The 22,554-nt window shown below is 40.3% G+C and carries 17 protein-coding genes and 5 tRNA genes; 1 reads left to right on the top strand and 21 read right to left on the bottom strand.

Features of this window, described 5'->3' with window-relative positions:
• Positions 1-5 precede the first annotated feature (5 nt).
• Both BIZ36_RS13890 and BIZ36_RS13885 read right to left on the bottom strand, forming a co-directional pair.
• On the bottom strand, positions 6-965 hold the full coding sequence (locus BIZ36_RS13890) for a PorP/SprF family type IX secretion system membrane protein (protein ID WP_187458506.1): 960 nt from the start codon (positions 963-965) through the stop codon (positions 6-8).
• A gap of 14 nt (positions 966-979) precedes the next feature.
• Positions 980-4,069: a T9SS type B sorting domain-containing protein gene (locus BIZ36_RS13885; RefSeq protein ID WP_187458505.1), complete on the bottom strand. Its 3,090-nt coding sequence runs from the start codon at positions 4,067-4,069 to the stop codon at positions 980-982.
• Between the two features lie 379 nt (positions 4,070-4,448).
• Between BIZ36_RS13885 and BIZ36_RS13880 the strand changes: the two genes are divergently transcribed.
• Positions 4,449-6,038, top strand: a complete 1,590-nt coding sequence (locus tag BIZ36_RS13880) for a peptide chain release factor 3 (protein WP_187458504.1) — start codon at positions 4,449-4,451, stop codon at positions 6,036-6,038.
• 53 nt (positions 6,039-6,091) lie between these two features.
• Here BIZ36_RS13880 and BIZ36_RS13875 read toward each other — a convergent pair whose 3' ends face one another.
• The 19 genes from BIZ36_RS13875 to BIZ36_RS13785 all read right to left on the bottom strand — a co-directional run bounded on the left by BIZ36_RS13875 (position 6,092) and on the right by BIZ36_RS13785 (position 22,554).
• Complete coding sequence (locus tag BIZ36_RS13875; protein ID WP_187458503.1) at positions 6,092-6,403, bottom strand: DUF3467 domain-containing protein; 312 nt, start codon at positions 6,401-6,403, stop codon at positions 6,092-6,094.
• 51 nt (positions 6,404-6,454) lie between these two features.
• On the bottom strand, positions 6,455-10,753 hold the full coding sequence (gene rpoC / locus BIZ36_RS13870) for a DNA-directed RNA polymerase subunit beta' (RefSeq protein WP_187458502.1): 4,299 nt from the start codon (positions 10,751-10,753) through the stop codon (positions 6,455-6,457).
• A 37-nt stretch (positions 10,754-10,790) separates the two neighbouring features.
• Positions 10,791-14,600 carry a DNA-directed RNA polymerase subunit beta gene (gene rpoB / locus BIZ36_RS13865; RefSeq protein ID WP_187458501.1) on the bottom strand — a complete coding sequence of 1,270 codons (3,810 nt, stop codon included), beginning with the start codon at positions 14,598-14,600 and terminating at the stop codon, positions 10,791-10,793.
• A 156-nt stretch (positions 14,601-14,756) separates the two neighbouring features.
• Positions 14,757-15,137 (bottom strand): 50S ribosomal protein L7/L12, encoded by a 381-nt coding sequence (rplL, locus tag BIZ36_RS13860; protein WP_187458500.1) that lies wholly within the window; start codon positions 15,135-15,137, stop codon positions 14,757-14,759.
• 51 nt (positions 15,138-15,188) lie between these two features.
• Complete coding sequence (rplJ, locus tag BIZ36_RS13855) at positions 15,189-15,704, bottom strand: 50S ribosomal protein L10 (protein WP_187458499.1); 516 nt, start codon at positions 15,702-15,704, stop codon at positions 15,189-15,191.
• A 28-nt stretch (positions 15,705-15,732) separates the two neighbouring features.
• Positions 15,733-16,422 (bottom strand): 50S ribosomal protein L1, encoded by a 690-nt coding sequence (rplA, locus tag BIZ36_RS13850; protein ID WP_187458498.1) that lies wholly within the window; start codon positions 16,420-16,422, stop codon positions 15,733-15,735.
• Between the two features lie 20 nt (positions 16,423-16,442).
• Positions 16,443-16,880, bottom strand: a complete 438-nt coding sequence (gene rplK / locus BIZ36_RS13845) for a 50S ribosomal protein L11 (RefSeq protein WP_072994518.1) — start codon at positions 16,878-16,880, stop codon at positions 16,443-16,445.
• 67 nt (positions 16,881-16,947) lie between these two features.
• Positions 16,948-17,499 (bottom strand): transcription termination/antitermination protein NusG, encoded by a 552-nt coding sequence (gene nusG / locus BIZ36_RS13840; protein ID WP_187458497.1) that lies wholly within the window; start codon positions 17,497-17,499, stop codon positions 16,948-16,950.
• A 9-nt stretch (positions 17,500-17,508) separates the two neighbouring features.
• Positions 17,509-17,697, bottom strand: coding sequence for a preprotein translocase subunit SecE (gene secE, locus BIZ36_RS13835; RefSeq protein ID WP_187458496.1), 189 nt, complete (start codon positions 17,695-17,697; stop codon positions 17,509-17,511).
• An 11-nt stretch (positions 17,698-17,708) separates the two neighbouring features.
• Positions 17,709-17,784, bottom strand: a tRNA-Trp gene (locus BIZ36_RS13830).
• A gap of 76 nt (positions 17,785-17,860) precedes the next feature.
• Entirely contained in the window at positions 17,861-19,048 is a 1,188-nt protein-coding gene (gene tuf / locus BIZ36_RS13825) for an elongation factor Tu (protein ID WP_187458495.1), read from the bottom strand.
• Positions 19,049-19,104: 56 nt separating this feature from the next.
• Positions 19,105-19,176, bottom strand: a tRNA-Thr gene (locus tag BIZ36_RS13820).
• Positions 19,177-19,258: 82 nt separating this feature from the next.
• Positions 19,259-19,331: transfer RNA gene (locus BIZ36_RS13815), tRNA-Gly, on the bottom strand.
• 83 nt (positions 19,332-19,414) lie between these two features.
• A tRNA-Tyr gene (locus tag BIZ36_RS13810) sits at positions 19,415-19,496 on the bottom strand.
• A gap of 24 nt (positions 19,497-19,520) precedes the next feature.
• Positions 19,521-19,594, bottom strand: a tRNA-Thr gene (locus tag BIZ36_RS13805).
• A gap of 112 nt (positions 19,595-19,706) precedes the next feature.
• Positions 19,707-20,009 carry a ribosome hibernation-promoting factor, HPF/YfiA family gene (hpf, locus tag BIZ36_RS13800; protein WP_187458494.1) on the bottom strand — a complete coding sequence of 101 codons (303 nt, stop codon included), beginning with the start codon at positions 20,007-20,009 and terminating at the stop codon, positions 19,707-19,709.
• A gap of 38 nt (positions 20,010-20,047) precedes the next feature.
• The gene (locus BIZ36_RS13795; RefSeq protein ID WP_187458493.1) at positions 20,048-20,938 is read right to left on the bottom strand and encodes a tyrosine-type recombinase/integrase; all 891 of its coding nucleotides are present in this window, start codon (positions 20,936-20,938) and stop codon (positions 20,048-20,050) included.
• A gap of 138 nt (positions 20,939-21,076) precedes the next feature.
• The gene (gene rpsU / locus BIZ36_RS13790) at positions 21,077-21,271 is read right to left on the bottom strand and encodes a 30S ribosomal protein S21 (protein WP_187458492.1); all 195 of its coding nucleotides are present in this window, start codon (positions 21,269-21,271) and stop codon (positions 21,077-21,079) included.
• Between the two features lie 113 nt (positions 21,272-21,384).
• Positions 21,385-22,554 (bottom strand): acyl-CoA dehydrogenase family protein, encoded by a 1,170-nt coding sequence (locus tag BIZ36_RS13785; RefSeq protein WP_187458491.1) that lies wholly within the window; start codon positions 22,552-22,554, stop codon positions 21,385-21,387.

Genomic DNA, 22,554 nt, shown 5'->3' with positions numbered 1-22,554 from the left:
TCTATTTAGAAGAAACGTGGGGATACTAATTTTTCAAATGATTTAACCAATTCCCATCTTAAAAAAATCTCAAAAGACCCGCTATTGAATTGAGTATCTCCTAAAGAAGTAGTTTCTGCATCGTACGCCAGGCCCAATAAAATTTGATCGGTAATCTGAAAACCTGCCAAGCCACTCACAGCCGCATCCCAACGGTAGGCAGCACCTAATGAGAACTTTTCGGCAAAGAGGAAATTGGCGGAAACGTCTAACTGTAACGGTGCCCCACTCACCATTTTACTTAAAAGCGCAGGTTTAAATTTCAGATTATCGTTCAAATCAAAAACGTAGCCTGTAATTAAATAGAAATTAATTCTGTCCTGAGAAAGAAAATCAACATCATTGGCATCATTTGAACCGTCATCAAAATGTTCAGTCTCTAAAAGGTTAGGTGCCGAAAGACCTGCATAAAATTTATCCGTATGATAATAGAGCCCTAAACCAAAATTGGGCGAAAACTTGTTCTCAATATTATCTGTGTTGGTAGCTTCCTCAAATCCTGGACGTTGTCTTAATTGTTCAAAGTCCAAATTGAGCATATTACCTCCCAATTTTAGGCCAAAAGACATTTTCCCCTTTAGCGAAACATCAATAGTATACGAAACAAGGGCGTCAATATAGGTTTCTTGAATGGTTCCTTCGCCAATTTTGTCATTTACGACAGATAAGCCATATCCTACCCTACTGTTCCTAATTGGAGAGTGCAGGTTTAGAGTAAAAGTTTCCGGTGCCCCGTCTACCCCTACCCACTGGGAACGGTAAAGAGCAGCAGCACTTAATTGTCCCCTTGATCCCGCATAGGCAGGGTTTACGCTCATGGTATTGAACATGTATTGTGTATACTGCGCATCTTGCTGAGCAGTTCCTTCACTCCAAAAAATCAATAATAAAAATAGAGAAGCTAAAAGACTCTTGTTGATCGTCATAGGTCCTTACTGGATTATTTGCTAATATATATGTAACCTCTGTCCGTTACATTTCTATTATCTACAGTGTTGTAATCAAAGATATAAAAATATACTCCCGCGGGAAGGTAGTCTCCAACACTTACCGTACTTCTACCTTTGGAACGACCATCAAATACATTGTTTTGATTGTTATAGTCTTCTCCTGCATAAACTTCTACACCCCATCTGTTGAAAATCTTCAACGAATTGTTCAAGGCCTTATCTACATTTTCAATCCATAGGAATTCATTCTTACCATCCCCATTTGGAGTTACCATCTGCATTACTACAATTTCCGTTGTTTCCGTTGGATCTAGATAAGAAGGTGTTCCATCATTATCACCATCATCATTAGTAGGGTCCCCATCATTGTTCAAATCCTCATTAGGCGTATCAATACCATCACCATCATCATCAAAATCACGATAGTTTACATCTTCCGTACCATCTGTATCCGGTAAATCATTAGCGGGGTCATCTATCTCATCGTTTACATCAAACCCGTCATAGATATCACTCCCCTCATAACCATCATCCAATCCATCTCCGTCCGAATCCTCTCCCAAAAATTCTTGGTCAGGAATACCGTCAAAGTTAAAATCGTTGCCTTCATTATTATCTGGCACCATATCGTTATCACTGTCCAGATCCCTGTAGTCTTCCGTATCCGCACCATCAGTATTTACAGGAGTTAAACCGTTTGGATAGGCTGAATTTACCCCATTATTTTCCGCATAGGTAGCTTCATCATCATTGTTTGGTGCAATATAGCCATCAGTTGTCTGTGCTTCTACATTGTCCGGAATTCCATCATTATCGGAATCAATATCCAAATGATCCGGATATCCATCCTCATCTGTATCCCAAGGCTCCGTATTTGGATTGTTATCGCCGTCCCAATTTGGGTCTTCCACGGTATCTAAAATTCCATCATTATCATCATCCAAATCTACACTATCCGGCACTCCGTCACCATCCGTATCGGTATCTGGATTAGGGCTACTGTCCGGGTCCAAATAATCAGGTGTACCGTCCTCATCAGAATCGTCGTTGGTAGGGTCACCATCACCATCGCCATCTTCGTCCGGGGTATCAATACCATCACCATCATCGTCAAAATCACGGTAATTAACATCTTCAGTACCATCAGTATCAGGCAAATCGTTGGCAGGATCGTTAATTTCATCATTTACATCAAAGCCATCATTTACATCTGCACCTTCGTAGCCATCATCAAGACCATCACCGTCCGTATCTACACCTGTGTATTCTTGGTCCGGAATTCCGTCAAAATTAAAATCATTGCCTTCATTATTATCCGGAACCGAGTCATTGTCACTATCCAGGTCAATATAGTCTTGGGTATCTTCCCCATCCGTATTTACAGGATTTAATCCCTCAGGGTAAGCGGAATTCAAACCGTCATTTTCAAGATAGGTAGCTTCATCATCTTCGTTTGGTGCTATATAACCGTCTGTTGTTTGTGCCTCAACATTATCTGGAATTCCATCGTTGTCCGAGTCTATATCCAAGTGATTAGGGTAACCATCACCATCTGTATCCAGAGGATTGGTTAATGGGTCATTATCCCCGTCTAAATTAGGATCTTCCACCGTGTCAAGAATACCATCATTATCATCGTCCAAATCTACTGAATCAGGAACACCGTCACCATCCGTATCCTTATCATTGTCATCATTAGGGTCTAAATAATCCGGTGTACCATCACCATCTGTATCATCATTGGTAGGGTTTCCATCTCCATTGGCATCTTCGTCCGGGGTATCAATTCCGTCTCCATCATCATCAAAATCCCTATAGTTCACATCTCCTGTACCATCCGTATCAGGCAGATCATTGGCGGGATCATCAATTTCGTCGTTTACATCAAATCCGTCATTTACATCCGAACCTTCAAAAGCATCGTCCAGGCCGTCCCCATCAGAATCCAAGCCTGTAGCCACTTGATTGGGCAGACCGTCAAAATTAAAGTCATTACCCTCATTGTTATCCGGTACTGTATCATTATCGCTATCGGCATCTAAATAATCCTCTAGATTATCACTGTCCGTATTTACGGGAGTGATTCCCGATGGATAAGCAGTGTTCACCCCATTGTTATCTAAATAGGTCTGAGCATCATCATTATTAGGCGCAATATAACCGTTTGTAGACTGACCCTCTACGTTGTCTGGAATTCCATCATTGTCCGAGTCAATATCCAAATGATTAGGGAACCCATCACCATCCGAGTCCAAAGGGTTGGTCAATGGATCATTATCCCCGTCAAGATTTGGGTCCTCTACAGCATCTAGAATACCATCATTGTCATCATCCAAATCTACATTGTCATTTACCCCATCGCCGTCTGTATCTACACAAACGATTGGGGTTACCCAAACGCGAATACCATTGATAGGAAAACTGGACGTTGTGTAAAACTCAATATCCGTTACCGGTGATTGGGACTCCCATGAAAACCTATTAGGACCATAAATTGGAGAAGCGGTCGTATTTTCCACGTAGTATTCATTGCCGGACTGACCAGAAATTATACCAGCAGGTAGAGGTGCGGTTTGCACGTAAGTTGTTCCATCCAAAGCCCTAATACCGTCCCTATGATTCGAATCTACCCTTGCGGAATGCTCGGCAACAATCATAACTGGTACCGAACCAGAAAAACGAAAAGTAGCAGGAAGATTTTGATTCACTTCAAAAAGTTGCAGGGTACTTTTAGAACTGGCACCTTCTACAGTTACTAATATGCTTCCCGCAGGCAAACCCCATTTTGAACTTAAATCAACGTTGGACGCGTTTAAACTACCATCGGTAACACCATCGGCAAAACCAAAATCTGTAGTTCGTAACTCTCGTGTAGCCAACAGAGGACATCCGTCATAAGTGGTGCCATTGGATAGATTAGAACTAACCGATTCGGTTTGATTTTTTCCTTTTGTAGCATTAAGGTTTTTAGCCTCTGCAGACTTAAAAGAAAGTACAGCCAAAAGGAAAGAAAACGTAAGATTTAAATAAGTACGTTTATTCGTTTTTGAGAATAGAACGCATGGGGTAATTTTTTCCATAAATGATTAGTTTCAATTCAACTAAGCACCATGGCCCGTAGATTATGTAGGTAAGAAGTTTGGGACCTCCAAGTAATTTCAATGCAAGATATATCTAAAAATTAGATCAACAAATGTTTTTGGCCCGCGCCCCTTAACTTTCTGTTCTACGAACTTAATTTATCGATAAAAAGAAAGGAAAGGGTTTGGGTATATTCTACCAAATCCCCGTAAAATCGATAAAATGCTTGCTAAGAAGGCAATATTTGACAAATCCTTTCCGTGATTAAAAATCATGTAAAATAAATAAAAATTAGGCGTACGATATCAAATGGAAAGTACCATATTCATTCCGCCAGAGTTTGTATATTAAGTAGTATTTTTGCCCAAATTTTTCCACATGAACTTTAAAGAGCAAATTCAAAAAAGAAGAACTTTTGGTATTATATCGCATCCGGATGCAGGTAAGACTACCCTAACGGAAAAGCTCCTTCTTTTTGGTGGTGCAATTCAAGAAGCTGGTGCTGTTAAGAATAACAAGATTAAAAAGTCTGCCACCAGTGACTTCATGGAAATTGAAAGACAACGTGGTATTTCTGTTGCAACGTCGGTTCTTGCCTTTATCTATAAGGACAAAAAAATAAACATACTTGATACCCCTGGACATAAGGATTTTGCAGAAGATACCTTTAGAACACTTACCGCTGTTGATAGTGTTATTGTGGTAGTGGACGTTGCCAAGGGGGTTGAGGAACAAACGGAAAAACTGGTAGAGGTTTGCCGAATGCGCAACATCCCAATGATTGTTTTCATTAACAAACTGGACCGCGAAGGTAAAGATGAATTTGACCTTCTAGATGAATTGGAACAGAAACTTGGTCTTTCCGTTACACCTTTAAGTTTTCCCATTGGTATGGGCTATGATTTTAAAGGCATCTATAATATATATGAGAAAAACATCAATTTATTTAGCGGGGATAGCAAAAAGAACATTGAGGAAACCATTGCTTTTGATGATGTTTCCAGTCCTGAATTAGAGAATATAATTGGTAATAAAGCCGCCCAAACATTACGTGATAATTTGGAGTTGGTAAAGGGGGTTTATCCAGATTTTGACAAAGAAAGCTATTTAAAGGGAGAACAACAGCCCGTTTTTTTTGGTTCTGCCCTTAACAATTTTGGAGTCCGTGAGCTGTTGGACTGCTTCATTGAAATTGCACCCGCCCCAAGAGCTAAAAAAGCCGAAGAACGTGTGGTAGAGGCCTCCGAAAAGGATATGACGGGCTTTGTTTTCAAAATCCATGCAAATATGGACCCTAAGCACCGTGACCGTTTAGCCTTTGTAAAAATTGTTTCTGGAACATTTGAAAGAAACAAACCGTATCTACACGTAAGACAAAATAAAAATTTGAAATTTTCCAGCCCTAATGCGTTTTTTGCCGAAAAGAAAGAAATTGTTGACATTTCCTATCCTGGGGATATTGTAGGTTTACACGACACCGGGAATTTTAAAATTGGGGATACGCTTACCGAAGGAGAGGAACTGCATTACAAAGGTATACCAAGCTTTTCGCCGGAGCATTTCCGATACATCAACAACGCAGATCCCATGAAGTCTAAACAACTTTATAAAGGAATTGACCAACTTATGGATGAAGGGGTTGCCCAGCTGTTTACTTTGGAGATGAACGGTCGAAAAGTAATAGGAACCGTTGGAGCCTTGCAGTTTGAAGTAATCCAGTACCGCTTGGAGCATGAATACGGTGCCAAATGTAGTTATGAGAACTTTCCGGTTCATAAAGCATGTTGGATAGAACCTGAAGACCCCAAAAACGAGGAATTCAAGGAATTTAAGAGGGTGAAACAAAAATTTCTAGCAAAAGATAAGAAAGGTCAATTGGTATTTTTGGCAGATTCTCAATTTTCACTACAAATGACCCAACAAAAATATCCAACGGTTAAATTCCATTTTGTTTCGGAATTTGACTAAATCGAATATTTAGCAACAAAAAAGCCGCAATATTCAAATTGCGGCTTTTTAATTTATGCCTCTCCCGTTGGCCCAAAATTAATTGGAATGGGAGGTTGCTCATAATCCTTAATGGTACCGTGTGCCTTCTCAAAACGAGCCACATTATCATTTAAGGCCTTTAAAAACTTCTTTGCATGTTGGGGCGTTAAAACAATTCTACTTTTAACTTTAGCCTTTGGAGACCCAGGCATAACGCTAATAAAATCTACCACAAATTCAGATACCGAATGGTTGATGATTGCCAAGTTGGAATAGGTTCCCTCCGCGGTTTTTTCATCTAATTCAATATTGAGTTGCTTTTGTTTCTGCTCTTTATCGCTCATATCTAAAAAAGAAACCCCCAATAAAATTATTGAGGGTTTATCTATTTATTATTAGAATTTCAGTGCTTCCTTACGGGCCATGATTTCATCATACTCCTCCTTGGAACCTACAATGATATTATCGTAATCACGCATACCGGTACCGGCAGGAATCTTATGACCTACAATAACATTTTCTTTAAGACCTTCTAATGTATCTATCTTACCGCTTACCGCAGCTTCGTTCAATACTTTAGTTGTCTCTTGGAAGGATGCCGCAGAGATAAACGATTTGGTTTGAAGCGAAGCTCTTGTAATACCCTGAAGTATAGGAGTAGCTGTAGCTGCAACCGCATCATTTGCCTGAACCAAGTTTTTATCCGATCTTCTCAAGACAGAATTCTCGTCACGAAGCTCACGCGCCGTAATAATCTGACCTTCTTTTAGATTATCGGAATCACCTTTATCAACAACAACTTTCTTACCGTAAATCTCATCGTTCTCACGGATGAAATCATCCTTATGGACCAATTGGTTTTCAAGGAAGATAGTATCACCTGGGTCTTGAATCCTAACTTTACGCATCATCTGTCTTACTACAACTTCAAAATGCTTATCGTTAATTTTTACTCCTTGTAAACGGTAAACTTCCTGTACTTCGTTCACCAAATATTGCTGAACTGCTGATGGGCCTTTAATTGCCAAGATATCCTCGGGCGTTATGGAACCATCTGACAATGGCATACCTGCACGAACGTAATCATTTTCCTGAACAAGAATCTGATTAGAAAGCTTCACCAAGTACTTCTTTACTTCACCAAGTTTGGACTCGATGATAATTTCACGGTTACCTCTTTTGATTTTTCCAAAAGAAACTACCCCATCAATTGCCGAAACTACAGCTGGGTTAGAAGGATTACGTGCTTCAAAAAGCTCGGTTACCCTTGGAAGACCACCGGTAATATCACCCGCCTTGGCAGATTTACGAGGTATCTTCACTAAGATTTTACCCTCTTTGATATCCTCACCGTTGTCTACCATAAGGTGTGAACCTACAGGAAGGTTATAAGAACGTAGTGTTTCGCCTTTATCATTCTGAATCAATAAAGTTGGAATCAACTTCTTATTTCTAGACTCAGAAATAACTTTTTCCTGGAAACCTGTTTGCTCATCTATTTCAACTTGGTACGTAACCCCTTGCTCAATATTCTCATAAGCAATCTTACCTGGGAACTCAGAAACAATTACACCGTTGTATGGATCCCACGTACAGATTACATCTCCTTTTTTAACTTCAGCACCATCCTTTACCATTAGCTGAGAACCATAAGGAATGTTATTGGTACTCAAGTTGATTCCTGTCTTACCGTCAACTATTTTGATTTCTGTAGTACGGGAAATAACGATCTCACTTGGGTTACCTTCTGCATCTGTTCCGGTTACTGTTCGTAAATCTTCAATTTCTGCCCTACCATTAAATTTGGCAACCAACTTATTATCCTCAGAGATGTTACCCGCAATACCCCCCACGTGGAAGGTACGCAACGTAAGCTGTGTACCAGGCTCACCAATGGATTGGGCTGCAACAACTCCTACAGCTTCACCTCTCTGTACCATTTTGTTTGTAGAAAGGTTTCTTCCGTAACACTTGCTACAAATACCTTTTGGAGCTTCACAAGTAAGTGCGGAACGAACTTCCACTTTCTCGATAGGCGAATTATTGATTTTCTTAATATCCGACTCCATAATTTCCTGACCAGCACTTAAAAGAAGTTCTTCTGTAAGTGGATCGAAGACATCATGAAGCGAAACCCTACCAAGAATGCGCTCCCCAAGGGATTCTACTACTTCTTCATTTTTCTTCAAGGCCTCTACCTCAATTCCACGAAGGGTACCACAATCTTCAATATTGATGATAACATCTTGGGAAACGTCTACCAGACGACGGGTTAGATAACCAGCATCTGCCGTTTTTAATGCGGTATCCGCAAGACCTTTACGTGCACCGTGGGTAGAGATAAAGTATTCAAGAATCGATAGACCTTCCTTAAAGTTAGAAAGAATCGGGTTTTCAATAATTTCACCACCACCTGCGGTAGATTTCTTAGGCTTGGCCATCAAACCACGCATACCGGTCAACTGTCTAATCTGCTCCTTAGAACCCCTCGCACCTGAATCCAACATCATATATACGGAGTTGAATCCTTGCTGATCCTCTCTAATTCGCTTCATTGCCAACTCCGTTAACATGGCATTGGTAGAAGTCCAAACGTCAATTACCTGATTGTAACGCTCATTGTTAGTAATAAGACCCATGTTATAGTTGGCCATAATACCATCAACTTGCTCATTGGCACCGGCAATCATATCCAATTTTTCAGCAGGAATAATAATATCACCTAAACTGAAGGACAATCCACCTTTAAAAGCGAATTCATACCCCATGGTCTTGATCTTGTCCAAGAACTCAGCAGTAGCTGGGACGTTGGTAACCGCCAAAATATCACCAATAATATTCCTTAAGGCCTTTTTGTTCAAGACTTGGTTGATGTAACCTGCTTGTACCGGTACATTTTTGTTGAACAATACTCGACCTACGGTTGTTGGGATAATTTGATAAACCAATTCACCCTCTTCATTGAAGTCTTTAGCTCTAACTTTAATACCGGCATTCAAATCAACTTTACCCTCGTTGAAGGCAATCTCCACCTCTTCAGAAGAATAGAAAGTCAAACCTTCACCTTTTACTGGAACCTCTGGAGTAGACTTACGCTCTTTGGTCATATAGTAAAGACCTAGAACCATATCCTGAGAAGGTACAGTAATTGGCGAACCATTGGCCGGGTTCAATATATTTTGTGAAGCCAACATCAACAATTGAGCCTCCAAAATAGCTTCTGGCCCTAAAGGAAGGTGAACCGCCATCTGGTCACCATCAAAATCCGCGTTAAATGCGGTACACGCCAATGGGTGAAGACGAATTGCCTTACCTTCAATAAGTTTTGGTTGGAATGCCTGAATACCCAAACGGTGCAATGTAGGAGCACGGTTCAAAAGAACAGGGTGCCCTTTCAGTACATTTTCCAAGATATCCCAAACTACAGGCTCTTTTTTATCTATTATTTTCTTGGCAGACTTAACGGTCTTAACAATACCTCTTTCAATCAATTTTCTGATGACGAAAGGCTTATATAGCTCTGCGGCCATATCTTTTGGAAGACCACATTCATACAAGTTCATTTCTGGACCAACGACGATTACCGAACGTGCCGAATAATCCACACGTTTACCTAGAAGGTTTTGACGGAAACGTCCTTGCTTACCTTTTAATGAATCTGAAAGAGATTTTAAAGGTCTGTTAGATTCAGTTTTTACTGCCGAAGCTTTTCTGGTGTTATCGAAAAGAGAATCTACCGCTTCTTGAAGCATACGTTTCTCATTCCTTAAGATAACCTCAGGAGCCTTTATTTCTACCAATCTTTTTAAACGGTTGTTACGAATAATAACCCTTCTATAAAGATCATTTAAATCCGATGTCGCAAAACGACCACCATCCAATGGCACCAATGGGCGCAATTCTGGCGGAATTACCGGAATTACTTTCATGATCATCCATTCCGGATTGTTCTCACGATTATCCTGAGATTCACGTAATGCCTCAACAACCTGAAGTCTTTTTAAAGCTTCTGTTTTTCTCTGCTTGGAAGTTTCTGTATTAGCCTTGTGACGCAACTCATACGAAAGTTCTTTCAAGTCAATTCTTGCCAAGAGGTCGATAAGACATTCCGCACCCATTTTAGCGATAAACTTGTTAGGGTCAGACTCTTCCAAGTATTGGTTCTCTACCGGAATAGATTCCATAATGGTCAAATACTCTTCCTCAGTCAAGAAATCCATTTTCTTGATTTCTTCACCTTCAGGACCTTTGGCGATACCTGGTTGAATAACCACATAACGCTCATAGTAGATGATCATATCCAATTTCTTGGATGGCAGACCTAACAAATAACCAATTTTGTTAGGCAAGGAACGGAAGTACCAAATGTGAGCTACAGGAACTACCAAGTTAATGTGCCCTACTCTATCCCTACGTACTTTCTTTTCGGTAACCTCTACACCACAACGGTCACATACGATACCGCGGTAGCGAATTCTCTTGTATTTACCACAAGCACACTCATAATCCTTAACAGGTCCAAAGATACGCTCACAAAAAAGCCCGTCACGTTCCGGTTTATGGGTACGGTAGTTAATAGTTTCAGGTTTAAGGACCTCCCCGCGAGACTCGGCCAGGATAGCTTCTGGAGAAGCCAATCCAATGGAAATCTTATCAAACCTTTTTACTGGATTATTATCTTTAATTCTAGCCATAATGTACTATGCTACTGTATTATAATGTATGTTAAATCTATTCTTCCAAACGTATATCCAAGCCCAAACCTTTAAGTTCGTGCATCAATACATTGAAAGATTCCGGTAAACCGGGCTCTGGCATGGTTTCACCCTTAACAATGGATTCATAGGTCTTGGCCCTACCGATAACGTCATCTGACTTAACAGTCAAAATTTCACGCAACGTGGCCGAAGCTCCATACGCTTCCAAGGCCCAAACTTCCATCTCTCCAAATCGCTGACCACCAAATTGTGCTTTACCACCAAGAGGTTGTTGCGTAATAAGTGAGTATGGTCCAATGGAACGGGCGTGCATTTTATCATCTACCATGTGACCTAATTTCAACATGTAGATTACACCCACCGTAGCGGCCTGATCAAAACGCTGTCCGGTACCTCCATCAAACAAATAGGTATGACCGAATCTTGGAATACCAGCCTCATCTGTATACTTATTGATTTCATCCAATGAAGCTCCGTCAAAAATTGGAGTAGCAAACTTTTTGCCCAATTTTAAACCTGCCCAACCTAAAACAGTCTCATAAATCTGACCAATGTTCATACGGGAAGGTACACCTAATGGATTCAATACGATATCTACAGGAGTACCATCCTCTAGGAAAGGCATATCCTCTTGACGTACAATACGGGAAACGATACCCTTGTTACCATGACGACCGGCCATTTTATCACCCACCTTTAACTTACGTTTTTTAGCGATATAGACTTTAGCCAATTTCATAATTCCAGCAGGAAGCTCATCACCTACAGAGATAGTAAACTTGTCCCTTCTTAGGTTCCCTTGAAGATCGTTTAACTTGATCTTATAGTTGTGTAGCAAATCTGCGACCGAAGTATTGGTATCCTTATCCGTTGTCCAGCTTCCGCCTACCAAGTGGGCAAAATCATCAACGGCATTCAACATTTTCAAAGTATACTTCTTTCCTTTTGGAAGAACTTCCTCTCCCAAATCGTTCAATACACCTTGAGAAGTTTTACCATTCACTAAAGTGAACAATTTCTCAATCAAAATATCCTTTAGCTCTTGGAATTTTACTTCGTATTCAAGCTCAAGCTTGTTCAACTCTTCCTTATCCTCGGAACGTTTACGTTTATCCTTTACAGAACGAGAGAACAGTTTTTTATCAATAACCACACCTCGTAATGAAGGAGAAGCCTTTAAAGAAGCATCTTTAACATCACCAGCCTTATCACCAAAAATCGCTCTAAGTAATTTTTCTTCCGGAGTAGGATCAGATTCACCTTTTGGCGTAATCTTACCAATAAGGATATCACCAGGCTTAACTTCGGCACCAATTCTAATCATACCGTTTTCATCCAAGTCCTTAGTAGCCTCTTCTGAAACGTTAGGAATATCATGGGTAAGCTCTTCCGCACCTAGTTTGGTATCCCTTACTTCCAAAGAATACTCATCTACGTGAATGGAGGTAAAGATATCCTCTCTTACTACTTTCTCAGAAATTACGATCGCATCCTCAAAGTTATAACCTTTCCAAGGCATGAAAGCAACGGTAAGGTTACGACCAAGGGCCAATTCGCCTTTTTCAGTTGCATAACCTTCACAGAGAACTTGACCTTTTTTAACCCTATCACCTCTTCTTACAATCGGTTTTAGGTTTATGCTGGTACCTTGGTTGGTCTTTCTAAACTTAACCAACTCGTAAGTCTTTGAGTCTTCATCAAAACTAATGAGACGCTCATCATCCGTTCTGTCATATTTTACAGTAATCTTCTTGGCATCAACGTACTCCACGGTACCATCTCCCTCTGCATTTACCAATACTCTAGAATCTGATGCCACCTGACGTTCCAGACCTGTACCTACAATTGGAGAATCCGGTCTTAACAATGGCACAGCTTGGCGCATCATGTTCGATCCCATCAGTGCACGGTTCGCATCATCATGCTCCAAGAAGGGTATCAACGATGCAGATATAGATGCAATTTGATTAGGTGCAACATCCGTATAGTTAACTTCTACTGGGTCAACTACCGGGAAATCTCCCTCTTCCCTTGCAATTACTTTTTCCGTATCAATAGTGCCATCTTCTTTTAGCGGAATGTTTGCCTGGGCAATTTTCATTCCTTCCTCTTCTTCAGCACTTAAATAGGTATATTCCGCTACATCAACCTTTCCATTCTCCACCTTTCTGTAAGGGGTCTCCAAGAAGCCCATTGGATTTACCTTAGAGAATACAGATAGGGAAGATATCAAACCAATGTTTGGACCTTCAGGCGTTTCGATTGGACAAAGTCTACCGTAATGCGTATAGTGAACGTCACGTACCTCAAATCCTGCTCTTTCCCTTGAAAGACCACCTGGACCCAAAGCAGATAATCTACGCTTGTGGGTAATCTCGGCCAATGGATTCGTTTGATCCATGAACTGAGACAACTGGTTGGTACCAAAGAACGAGTTGATAACGGAAGACAAGGTCTTTGCGTTGATCAAATCAATTGGAGTAAACACCTCGTTATCACGAACGTTCATACGCTCACGAATGGTACGTGCCATACGAGCCAAACCAACACCGAATTGGGATGACAATTGTTCGCCTACCGTTCTAACACGACGGTTAGACAAGTGATCGATATCATCAATCTCCGCTTTAGAATTAATAAGCTCGATCAAATATTTTATTATAGTAATGATATCCTCTTTGGTCAAGACTTGCTTGTCCATTCCTATATCAAGACCCAATTTTTTGTTCATTCTGTAACGACCAACCTCACCTAAATTGTAGCGTTGATCGGAAAAGAACAATTTATCAATAATACCCCTAGCAGTTTCCTCATCTGGCGGTTCAGCATTTCTCAATTGACGATAGATATGCTCAACAGCTTCTTTTTCAGAGTTGGTTGGATCCTTCTGAAGGGTGTTGTGAATAATAGCGTAATCTGATTGACTATTGTTCTCCTTGTGTAAAAGAATAGTTTTTACATCGGCATCAATAATCTCATCGATATGGTCTTTTTCAAGTACCGTATCACGATCTAAAATGATTTCATTTCGTTCGATAGAAACTACCTCACCGGTATCCTCATCAACGAAATCCTCATGCCAAGTGTTCAAAACCCTAGCCGCCAATTTACGGCCCAATACTTTTTTGAGACCGGCTTTAGACACCTTAACCTCTTCTGAAAGGTCAAAAATCTCCAAAATATCCTTATCCCTCTCAAAACCAATGGCCCTGAACAAGGTGGTTACCGGTAATTTTTTCTTTCTATCAATATAAGCGTACATAACGCTATTGATATCTGTTGCAAACTCTATCCAAGAACCTTTAAAAGGAATAACTCTGGCAGAATATAACTTGGTTCCATTTGCGTGAAAAGATTGCCCAAAGAAAACACCAGGAGAACGGTGCAACTGAGAAACAACAACTCTTTCCGCCCCATTGATTACGAAAGTTCCACTTGGGGTCATATATGGTATTGTACCTAAATACACATCTTGTACAATTGTCTCAAAATCCTCATGCTCAGGATCGGTACAATACAATTTAAGACGGGCTTTTAAGGGCACACTGTAAGTTAACCCACGCTCTATACATTCTTGAATGGAATATCTAGGCGGGTCAATAAAATAATCTAAAAATTCTAGTACGAACTGATTTCTAGTGTCCGTAATTGGGAAGTTTTCTTGGAAGGTGTTGTACAAACCTTCATCACCCCTTTCGTCAGATTTGGTCTCAAGTTGAAAGAAATCTTGAAAAGACTTAATCTGAATGTCCAAGAAATCCGGATAATCCGGTGTATTCTTAGAGGATGCAAAGTTAATTCTCTCAGTCTGTTGTGTAAACATCTATGGACAGTGTTTTGAACGTGAATACTCTAAAATGCGTAAGCTGTACATGGGTCGTATGTGGCCTCACATACGTATTGAATATAAAAACAAGTTTAGGTCCAGTTCCGTCCTGGGACGAAAAAAGACCTAAACAAGGTGCTATAATTGCCGCTATTATTTAAGCTCAACTTCTGCTCCTGCTTCTTCCAAAGATTTTTTGATACCTTCAGCCTCGTCTTTAGAAACACCTTCTTTTACAGCTTTAGGTGCGCTATCAACAATGTCCTTAGCGTCTTTCAATCCAAGACCGGTCAATTCTTTAACCAACTTAACAACAGCTAGTTTAGAACCACCTGGAGCTTTAAGGATTACGTCAAACTCAGACTTCTCTTCAGCAGCTTCACCAGCGTCTCCACCAGCACCACCAGCAGCCACAGCTACTGCAGCAGCAGCAGGCTCGATACCATACTCTTCTTTTAATATATCAGCCAACTCGTTTACCTCTTTTACGGTCAAGTTAACCAACTGTTCTGCGAAATCTTTTAAATCTGCCATTTTTCTATCGTTTAATAAAAATTTTTAAAATATACTTAGTTTAGTGCGTACTTATTTTTCTGATAATGTTTTAAGGATACCAGCCAATTTGCCACCACCGGACTTAAGACCGGAAATAACATTTTTAGCAGGCGATTGCAATAGTGCGATAACTTCTGCCACCATTTCTTCCTTAGACTTGATACTTACAAGGGCATCAAGATTATTATCACCTATATAAACTGCTTCTTCAACGAAGGCTCCTTTCAACAAAGGCTTATCAGACTTTTTTCTGAAGTTTTTGATAAGTTTTGCAGGGGCGTTCCCTACTTCGGAAAACATCAAGGAAGTGTTACCTTTCAACACACCAGGAAGTTCTCCAAACTCCTTATCGGAAGCTTCCATTGCTTTTGCAAGCAAGGTATTCTTAACTACCGCAAGCTTTATGTTCGCTTTAAAAGCAGCTCTTCTTAAATCAGAAGTCTGTGTAGCGTTCAATCCCGAAATATCGGCCAAGTAAATACTTGGGCTTTCGGCCAACTGCGAAGTCAAATCCTGTATTACGATTGCTTTTTCTTCTCTTGTCATACTGTAAATTTTGAACTACCCAGTTCTGTTAAACTGTCTTTGGATCTAATTGAACACTAGGGCTCATGGTGCTGGACATAAAAATAGATTTCATATAAACACCTTTTGCCGCTGCTGGCTTCATTTTCACCAAAGTTTCAATAAGTTCTTTGGCATTCTCTGCAATTTTATCAGCAGAAAAAGACACCTTACCAATTGCCGCATGAACAATACCTGTCTTATCCACTTTAAAATCGATTTTACCAGCCTTAACATCAGATACTGCCTTAGCAACATCCATAGTTACAGTACCAGTCTTTGGATTTGGCATTAAACCTCTAGGACCTAGAATCCTACCTAAGGGACCCAATTTACCCATAACGCTAGGCATGGTGATGATAACATCAACATCTGTCCAACCGCCTTTAATTTTATCCAAATACTCATCTAAACCAACAAAATCAGCACCGGCCTCTTTAGCCTCTGCCTCTTTATCTGGAGTAACCAATGCAAGAACCTTCACATCTTTACCAGTACCATGGGGAAGTGTCACAACACCACGAACCATTTGATTGGCTTTTCTAGGGTCCACACCTAAACGAACCGCTAAATCAACAGATGCATCAAACTTAACATTGGTAATTTCTTTTACCAAAGCGGCCCCATCATTGATAGAGTATAATTTATCACTATCAATTTTAGCTCTGGCCTCTTTTTGTTTTTTTGTCAACTTTGCCATTTAAATTGCTTTATAAGATTTTAAAAAGGTCTTTTACCTGCTACTTTAAGACCCATAGACCTTGCTGTACCAGCTACCATACTCATGGCAGACTCTATGGTAAAGGCATTTAAATCCGCCATTTTGTCTTCAGCGATAGCCTTTACTTGATCCCAAGTAACATTACCTGATTTTACTCTGTTAGGTTCGCCAGATCCTTTTTTAATCTTAGCTGCTTCCATCAATTGAACGGCCGCCGGAGGTGTCTTCACAACAAAGTCGAACGACTTGTCTTTATACACGGTGATAACAACAGGCAATACCTTACCTTGTTTGTCCTGAGTCCTAGCATTAAACTGCTTACAGAACTCCATGATGTTAACACCGGCAGCACCTAAGGCGGGTCCAACCGGTGGCGATGGATTCGCAGCACCTCCCCTAACTTGTAGCTTAACTACTTTACCTACTTCTTTTGCCATTGTATTAAATTAAATTGAAGTTGTATTTATTTATGGAAGCAACACAACTTAAATATGTAACACTTACTTATATTTTTTCTACTTGCATGTAGCTGAGCTCCAATGGTGTTTTTCTACCGAAAATTTTAACCATTACCTCAAGCTTACGTTTTTCCTCATTGATTTTCTCAACCGTTCCGTTAAAACCATTAAAAGGACCATCGATCACCTTTACCGTTTCACCATGAACGAAAGGAATAGCTACCGTATCCGTATTTACGGCAAGTTCATCAGCCTTACCTAACATACGGTTAACTTCCGCTTTCCTTAAAGGCACAGGGTCCCCACCTTTGGTTTCCCCTAAAAAGCCAATAACATTGGTAATGGAACGAATGATGTGAATCATTTCACCACCTAAATTGGCCTTTATCATAATATAACCCGGAAAATAAACTCTTTCTTTATTTATTTTCTTTCCATTTCGAATCTGCACCACCTTTTCGGTAGGCACCAACACGTCCTCCAAATAATCAGAAAAGCCATGACGCTCCACCTCGGACTCAATATAACCTTTGATTTTATTCTCTTGGCCACTGACCGCGCGCACCACATACCATTTCTTTTCCAATACTTCTGACATTGCCCTTGACTAGTTTAAGACGTTGTTGAAATACAATTGTACCAATTTGCTGAAGACCGTATCGACACCCCAAGTTGCCAAAGCAAATAAAACAGAAAATACAGCTACCACAACCATTAGATTGGAAGCCTCTGCTCTCGTAGGCCACGTAACATTATTACGCAACTCCTCTATCGATTCCTTAATATATGTCAACATGCTATTATATTTGGCACGGGAGGAGAGACTCGAACTCCCGACACCTGGTTTTGGAGACCAGTGCTCTACCAACTGAGCTACACCCGTATATAATTGCACTTAAAGGTGCCCAACAAAAGAAGGACACCCTTAAGAACAATTTTATTACTATATCTATAAGATATTAATCTAGAATTTTGGTAACCTGACCAGCACCTACAGTTCTACCACCTTCACGGATAGCGAAACGTAGACCTACGCTCAATGCGATTGGCTGAATCAAATCTACAGTAATTGTCAAGTTATCACCTGGCATTACCATTTCAACACCATCAGGAAGACTAATGTTACCAGTAACGTCTGTAGTTCTTACGTAGAACTGTGGACGATAGTTGTTATGGAATGGAGTGTGACGACCACCTTCTTCTTTCTTCAAGATATAAACCTCTGCTTCAAATTTAGCATGTGGCTTAACAGAACCTGGCTTACAGATAACCATACCTCTTTTGATATCGGACTTTTCAATACCTCTCAAAAGGATACCAACGTTATCACCAGCCTCACCTCTATCCAAAATCTTACGGAACATCTCAACACCAGTGATAGTAGAAGCCAATTTCTCAGCACCCATACCAATGATATCAACCGCATCACCAGTATTTGCAACACCTGTTTCAATACGACCGGTAGCAACAGTACCACGACCAGTAATAGTGAATACATCTTCAACAGGCATCAAGAAATCCTTATCCACATCTCTCTGAGGCAATTCAATCCACTCATCAACAGCTTCCATTAGACTCATTACGGTATCCACCCATTTTTGCTCACCGTTAAGTGCACCCAAGGCAGAACCAGAAATTACAGGACCATTGTCACCATCGTACTCATAGAAAGAAAGCAATTCTCTTACTTCCATTTCAACCAACTCCAAAAGCTCCTCATCGTCAACCATGTCAACTTTGTTCAAGAAAACAACGATTCTTGGAATACCAACCTGACGACCTAAAAGGATGTGCTCACGAGTTTGTGGCATTGGACCATCTGTAGCAGCAACAACCAAGATAGCTCCATCCATCTGAGCAGCACCAGTAACCATGTTCTTCACGTAATCCGCGTGACCAGGACAGTCAACGTGAGCATAGTGACGATTGGCAGTTTGGTACTCAACGTGTGAAGTATTGATCGTAATACCCCTTTCTTTCTCTTCAGGAGCGTTATCAATAGAATCAAAGCTTCTAAGCTCAGAAAGACCGGCATTTGCCAATACAGTAGTAATAGCAGCGGTCAAAGTTGTTTTACCGTGATCAACGTGTCCAATAGTACCTATATTTAAGTGCGGTTTGGAACGATCAAAAGTTTCCTTTGCCATTTTAAATGAATTTTAATCTTAGTTTATATATTAGTGTACAAATAATGCCTTAATTGAGCCAACGACGGGAATTGAACCCGTGACCTCTTCCTTACCAAGGAAACGCTCTACCCCTGAGCTACGTCGGCGTAAAGTGTTTAGTATCTTCATCCCTAAACAATAAAGGAAGAGATGCCTGCCTTCGCAGAATTGGCACGACTGCCAATTTAGAGCGGGAGACCGGGTTCGAACCGGCGACATTCAGCTTGGAAGGCTGACGCTCTACCAACTGAGCTACTCCCGCGTTACTTTTCAATATTTCAAAAAAATTGACCGCAAAAGTAACGATTCTTAGTCAATTCACGGAAATTAATTTCCGATTTTTAGTGGGGAGAGCAGGATTCGAACCTGCGAAGACATAGTCAGCAGATTTACAGTCTGCCCTCGTTGGCCGCTTGAGTATCTCCCCGCCTTATTTTTTCCAGTATTTCAGAGCCGATGGAGGGACTCGAACCCACGACCTGCTGATTACAAATCAGCTGCTCTAGCCAGCTGAGCTACATCGGCTTTTTACTCAATTTCACACCTCAAAAGAGGCATAAAAAAGTCCGCTATTTCTAACGGACTGCAAATGTAGAGATATTTTTATTTATTCAAAACAAAATCGAAAAAATTTTCATCATGCATGCACACGAAGTTTTTCTTTTCGCTTGATTAATTTCCTTTCAAGAGATCCACAGGAAGAATCTATAGCCTCTTCAAAAGTTTTACATTGTTTCTTTACCATGAACTTATCGCCTGGCACATTGAGCATTATCTCAACAATCTTGTTTTCCTTCGCACTAGTGTTCTGCACTTTTAAGTAAACATCAGAACTTATGACCTTGTCATAAAAAGTTTCCAACTTGTCCATCCGATTTTGTAGAAAATCTATCAATTTTCCGTCGGCATTGAAATTTACTGATTGCACATTTACCTTCATAGGTCGTAATTTTTAGGTTAAACAATGTAAGCGTATCCTCATTTCTTTCCTCTGGGATGAGCCTTGGCATGCACCTTTTTTAACTCGGCAATACTATTGTGCGTATAAACCTGGGTAGAGGCCAAGCTTGAATGCCCAAGTAATTCCTTCACTGAATTCATGTCCGCCCCCTTACTAAGTAAGTGGGTAGCGAAGGTGTGTCTCAAGATATGAGGACTCTTTTTTACTTTAAGCGACACCTTACTAAGGTACCTATTTATTGTTCTATAAACAAGGGTTTCATATAATTTATAACCCGATTTTAACACCATTACATAGTTCGAATCTTCCGTTCCAGGCATCTGCCTACGCAGGTCAAGATACACCTTCATCAATTTGCAGGTATCTGGAAGCAAGGGTATGACACGCTCCTTATTCCTTTTTCCCAACACCTTGACTAATCCATTATTTAAATCGATACCGGAAAGCTTCATATGAATCAACTCTGCACGCCTCATGCCGGTTTCGTACATTAATTGAATCATTAAGCGATCTCTAGTTCCTTCAAACGTATCTGGGTATTGGATATTGGATAGCAAGGAATCCATTTCCGATTCTGAAAAAGGGATTTGAACCTTTTTAGAGGTTTTCAATGCACGATGTTTTGCCAAGGGATTTGAATCAATCAGCCCTACACCCTGCAAAAATTTAAAATATGCCTTTAGAGAGGCCGTTTTTCTATTAACGGACCTATTGGAAACACCGTTCTCCACCAAACAAACTACCCAACTCCTAATCACAGGGTACGAAACTGTGTCAATACGCTGCTCGTCAAGCCTGTTCTTACAAAAGAACGAGAATTCTTCAACATCGTTCACATAAGCCGTTACCGTATGTGCAGAATACTTTTTTTCAAGTGCTAGATAATCGGAAAAGGCTTTTAGCTCCATATAAGCTAAATTATAAAGATTTAACGGTACATCTTAAACGCGAAATAGAAAGAAAAAATTACAGAAAAGACCAAAATAAAAAATCCCATCACGAGGATGGGATTTGATAATTATATTTGTACACCATTTTTAGGGATTTTAGACTTCCTCTTTATCCCTTAAGCTCTGAATGTATTGTGCTTTTTGAATTTGAGCTCTACGCTCTACGGAGGGTTTTGTGAACTGCTGACGCTTACGCAATCTTCTCATCGTTCCCGTTTTATCGAATTTTCTCTTGAAACGCTTTAAAGCCCTATCGATGTTTTCTCCTTCTTTTACTGGTATAATTAACATTGGCTACAACCTCCTTTCTTTAAAATTAAGGCTGCAAATATATAACTAATTTACAAACCCCAACAAATAATTTCACTTAAATTTTGAAGCTTTTATAATTAGCTTCCTGTAGGCTATTTTTTAGGTGCTCTATATTCTTTCTTGTCAATTATTATTTTAGAAAGGATCTCTTTTAATATCTCCGAGGTTCCCCCTCCTATGGGCCCCAATCTACTATCTCGTAATAAACGGGCCATTGGATAATCTTCAATATATCCGTAGCCCCCTAAAAATTGCAGGCAGTTGTAAATGACCTCATCTGCCATTTTTGTAGATTTTAACTTAGAGATAGTGGCTTCCTTAACCACATATTCACCTTTATCCAATTTATAGGTTACCCCATAATTGTAACTTTTGCAAAGTTCCATATCCGCATAGAGGTCTACCAACCTATGCCTTAATGCCTGATACTGGTTAATGGGTTTGCCAAAAGTCTCTCTTTCGTCCATGTATTGCAAAGCGTATTCCAACGCATATTCTGCTCTTGCATGGGCATTGACCCCCATAATCAAACGTTCCAAGGCAAAAGCTTCCATGATGAAGCCAAAGCCCATACCCTCTTCTCCAATGATGTTTGTTGCCGGTACTTCTACATTGTCAAAGGCAAGTTCACCGGTATCCGAGGCCCTCCATCCCAATTTGTTCAATTTATTGGCAGAAACACCCTTACTTCCCAAATCTACTATAAATATGCTAATTCCCTTATTACCTGCCTTGGGGTCCGTTTTGGCGGCTAAGACAATATAATCCCCATAAACGCCATTGGTAATAAAAGTTTTGGAACCATTGATAACATAAATATCACCTTTTCTTTCTGCAGTGGTCCTTATACCTGCCACATCGCTACCTCCAAAAGGCTCCGTAACTCCTAAACATCCTATTTTTTCACCCAATACACTGGGTTCCAGATAACGTTTTTTCTGTTCGTGACTGGCATTCTTGTTAAGATGGGTCATGGCCAAATACGCATGTGCCCACATGGCGGCGGCAAATCCACCGGAATTAATTTTTTGAAGTTCTTCAATAAAGATGATAGTATAAAAAAGGTCCAATCCTAGACCGCCATATTCCTCAGGGGTAGCAAGCCCAAAATATCCCATTTCACCAAATTTCCTCCAAATGAAGGACTCTATTTGACCTGTTTCTTCCCACTTTTCTATATGCGGGACTACTTCTTTCTGTAAAAAATCTTTAAGGCTTTCTCTAAATAATTGATGTTCTTCAGTGAAGCACATACCATGCAT

The organism is Cytophaga sp. FL35, assembly GCF_014349235.1.
GTDB lineage: Bacteria > Bacteroidota > Bacteroidia > Flavobacteriales > Flavobacteriaceae > Euzebyella.
The sequence above is the reverse complement of the archived record's forward strand: the minus strand, read 5'-3'. Positions and strand labels throughout refer to the sequence as shown.

Excerpts from the sequence above, each read along its gene's own strand:
- BIZ36_RS13880 (WP_187458504.1), top strand. The coding sequence starts at position 4,449 with ATGAACTTTAAAGAGCAAATTCAAAAAAGAAGAACTTTTGGTATTATA.
- rpoC (WP_187458502.1), bottom strand. The coding sequence starts at position 10,753 with ATGGCTAGAATTAAAGATAATAATCCAGTAAAAAGGTTTGATAAGATT.
- BIZ36_RS13785 (WP_187458491.1), bottom strand. The coding sequence starts at position 22,554 with ATGCATGGTATGTGCTTCACTGAAGAACATCAATTATTTAGAGAAAGC.
- BIZ36_RS13885 (WP_187458505.1), bottom strand. The coding sequence starts at position 4,069 with ATGGAAAAAATTACCCCATGCGTTCTATTCTCAAAAACGAATAAACGT.
- BIZ36_RS13795 (WP_187458493.1), bottom strand. The coding sequence starts at position 20,938 with ATGGAGCTAAAAGCCTTTTCCGATTATCTAGCACTTGAAAAAAAGTAT.
- rplL (WP_187458500.1), bottom strand. The coding sequence starts at position 15,137 with ATGGCAGATTTAAAAGATTTCGCAGAACAGTTGGTTAACTTGACCGTA.
- hpf (WP_187458494.1), bottom strand. The coding sequence starts at position 20,009 with ATGAAGGTAAATGTGCAATCAGTAAATTTCAATGCCGACGGAAAATTG.
- rplJ (WP_187458499.1), bottom strand. The coding sequence starts at position 15,704 with ATGACAAGAGAAGAAAAAGCAATCGTAATACAGGATTTGACTTCGCAG.
- rplA (WP_187458498.1), bottom strand. The coding sequence starts at position 16,422 with ATGGCAAAGTTGACAAAAAAACAAAAAGAGGCCAGAGCTAAAATTGAT.
- BIZ36_RS13875 (WP_187458503.1), bottom strand. The coding sequence starts at position 6,403 with ATGAGCGATAAAGAGCAGAAACAAAAGCAACTCAATATTGAATTAGAT.
- tuf (WP_187458495.1), bottom strand. The coding sequence starts at position 19,048 with ATGGCAAAGGAAACTTTTGATCGTTCCAAACCGCACTTAAATATAGGT.
- rplK (WP_072994518.1), bottom strand. The coding sequence starts at position 16,880 with ATGGCAAAAGAAGTAGGTAAAGTAGTTAAGCTACAAGTTAGGGGAGGT.
- BIZ36_RS13890 (WP_187458506.1), bottom strand. The coding sequence starts at position 965 with ATGACGATCAACAAGAGTCTTTTAGCTTCTCTATTTTTATTATTGATT.
- nusG (WP_187458497.1), bottom strand. The coding sequence starts at position 17,499 with ATGTCAGAAGTATTGGAAAAGAAATGGTATGTGGTGCGCGCGGTCAGT.
- rpsU (WP_187458492.1), bottom strand. The coding sequence starts at position 21,271 with ATGTTAATTATACCAGTAAAAGAAGGAGAAAACATCGATAGGGCTTTA.
- rpoB (WP_187458501.1), bottom strand. The coding sequence starts at position 14,600 with ATGTTTACACAACAGACTGAGAGAATTAACTTTGCATCCTCTAAGAAT.
- secE (WP_187458496.1), bottom strand. The coding sequence starts at position 17,697 with ATGTTGACATATATTAAGGAATCGATAGAGGAGTTGCGTAATAATGTT.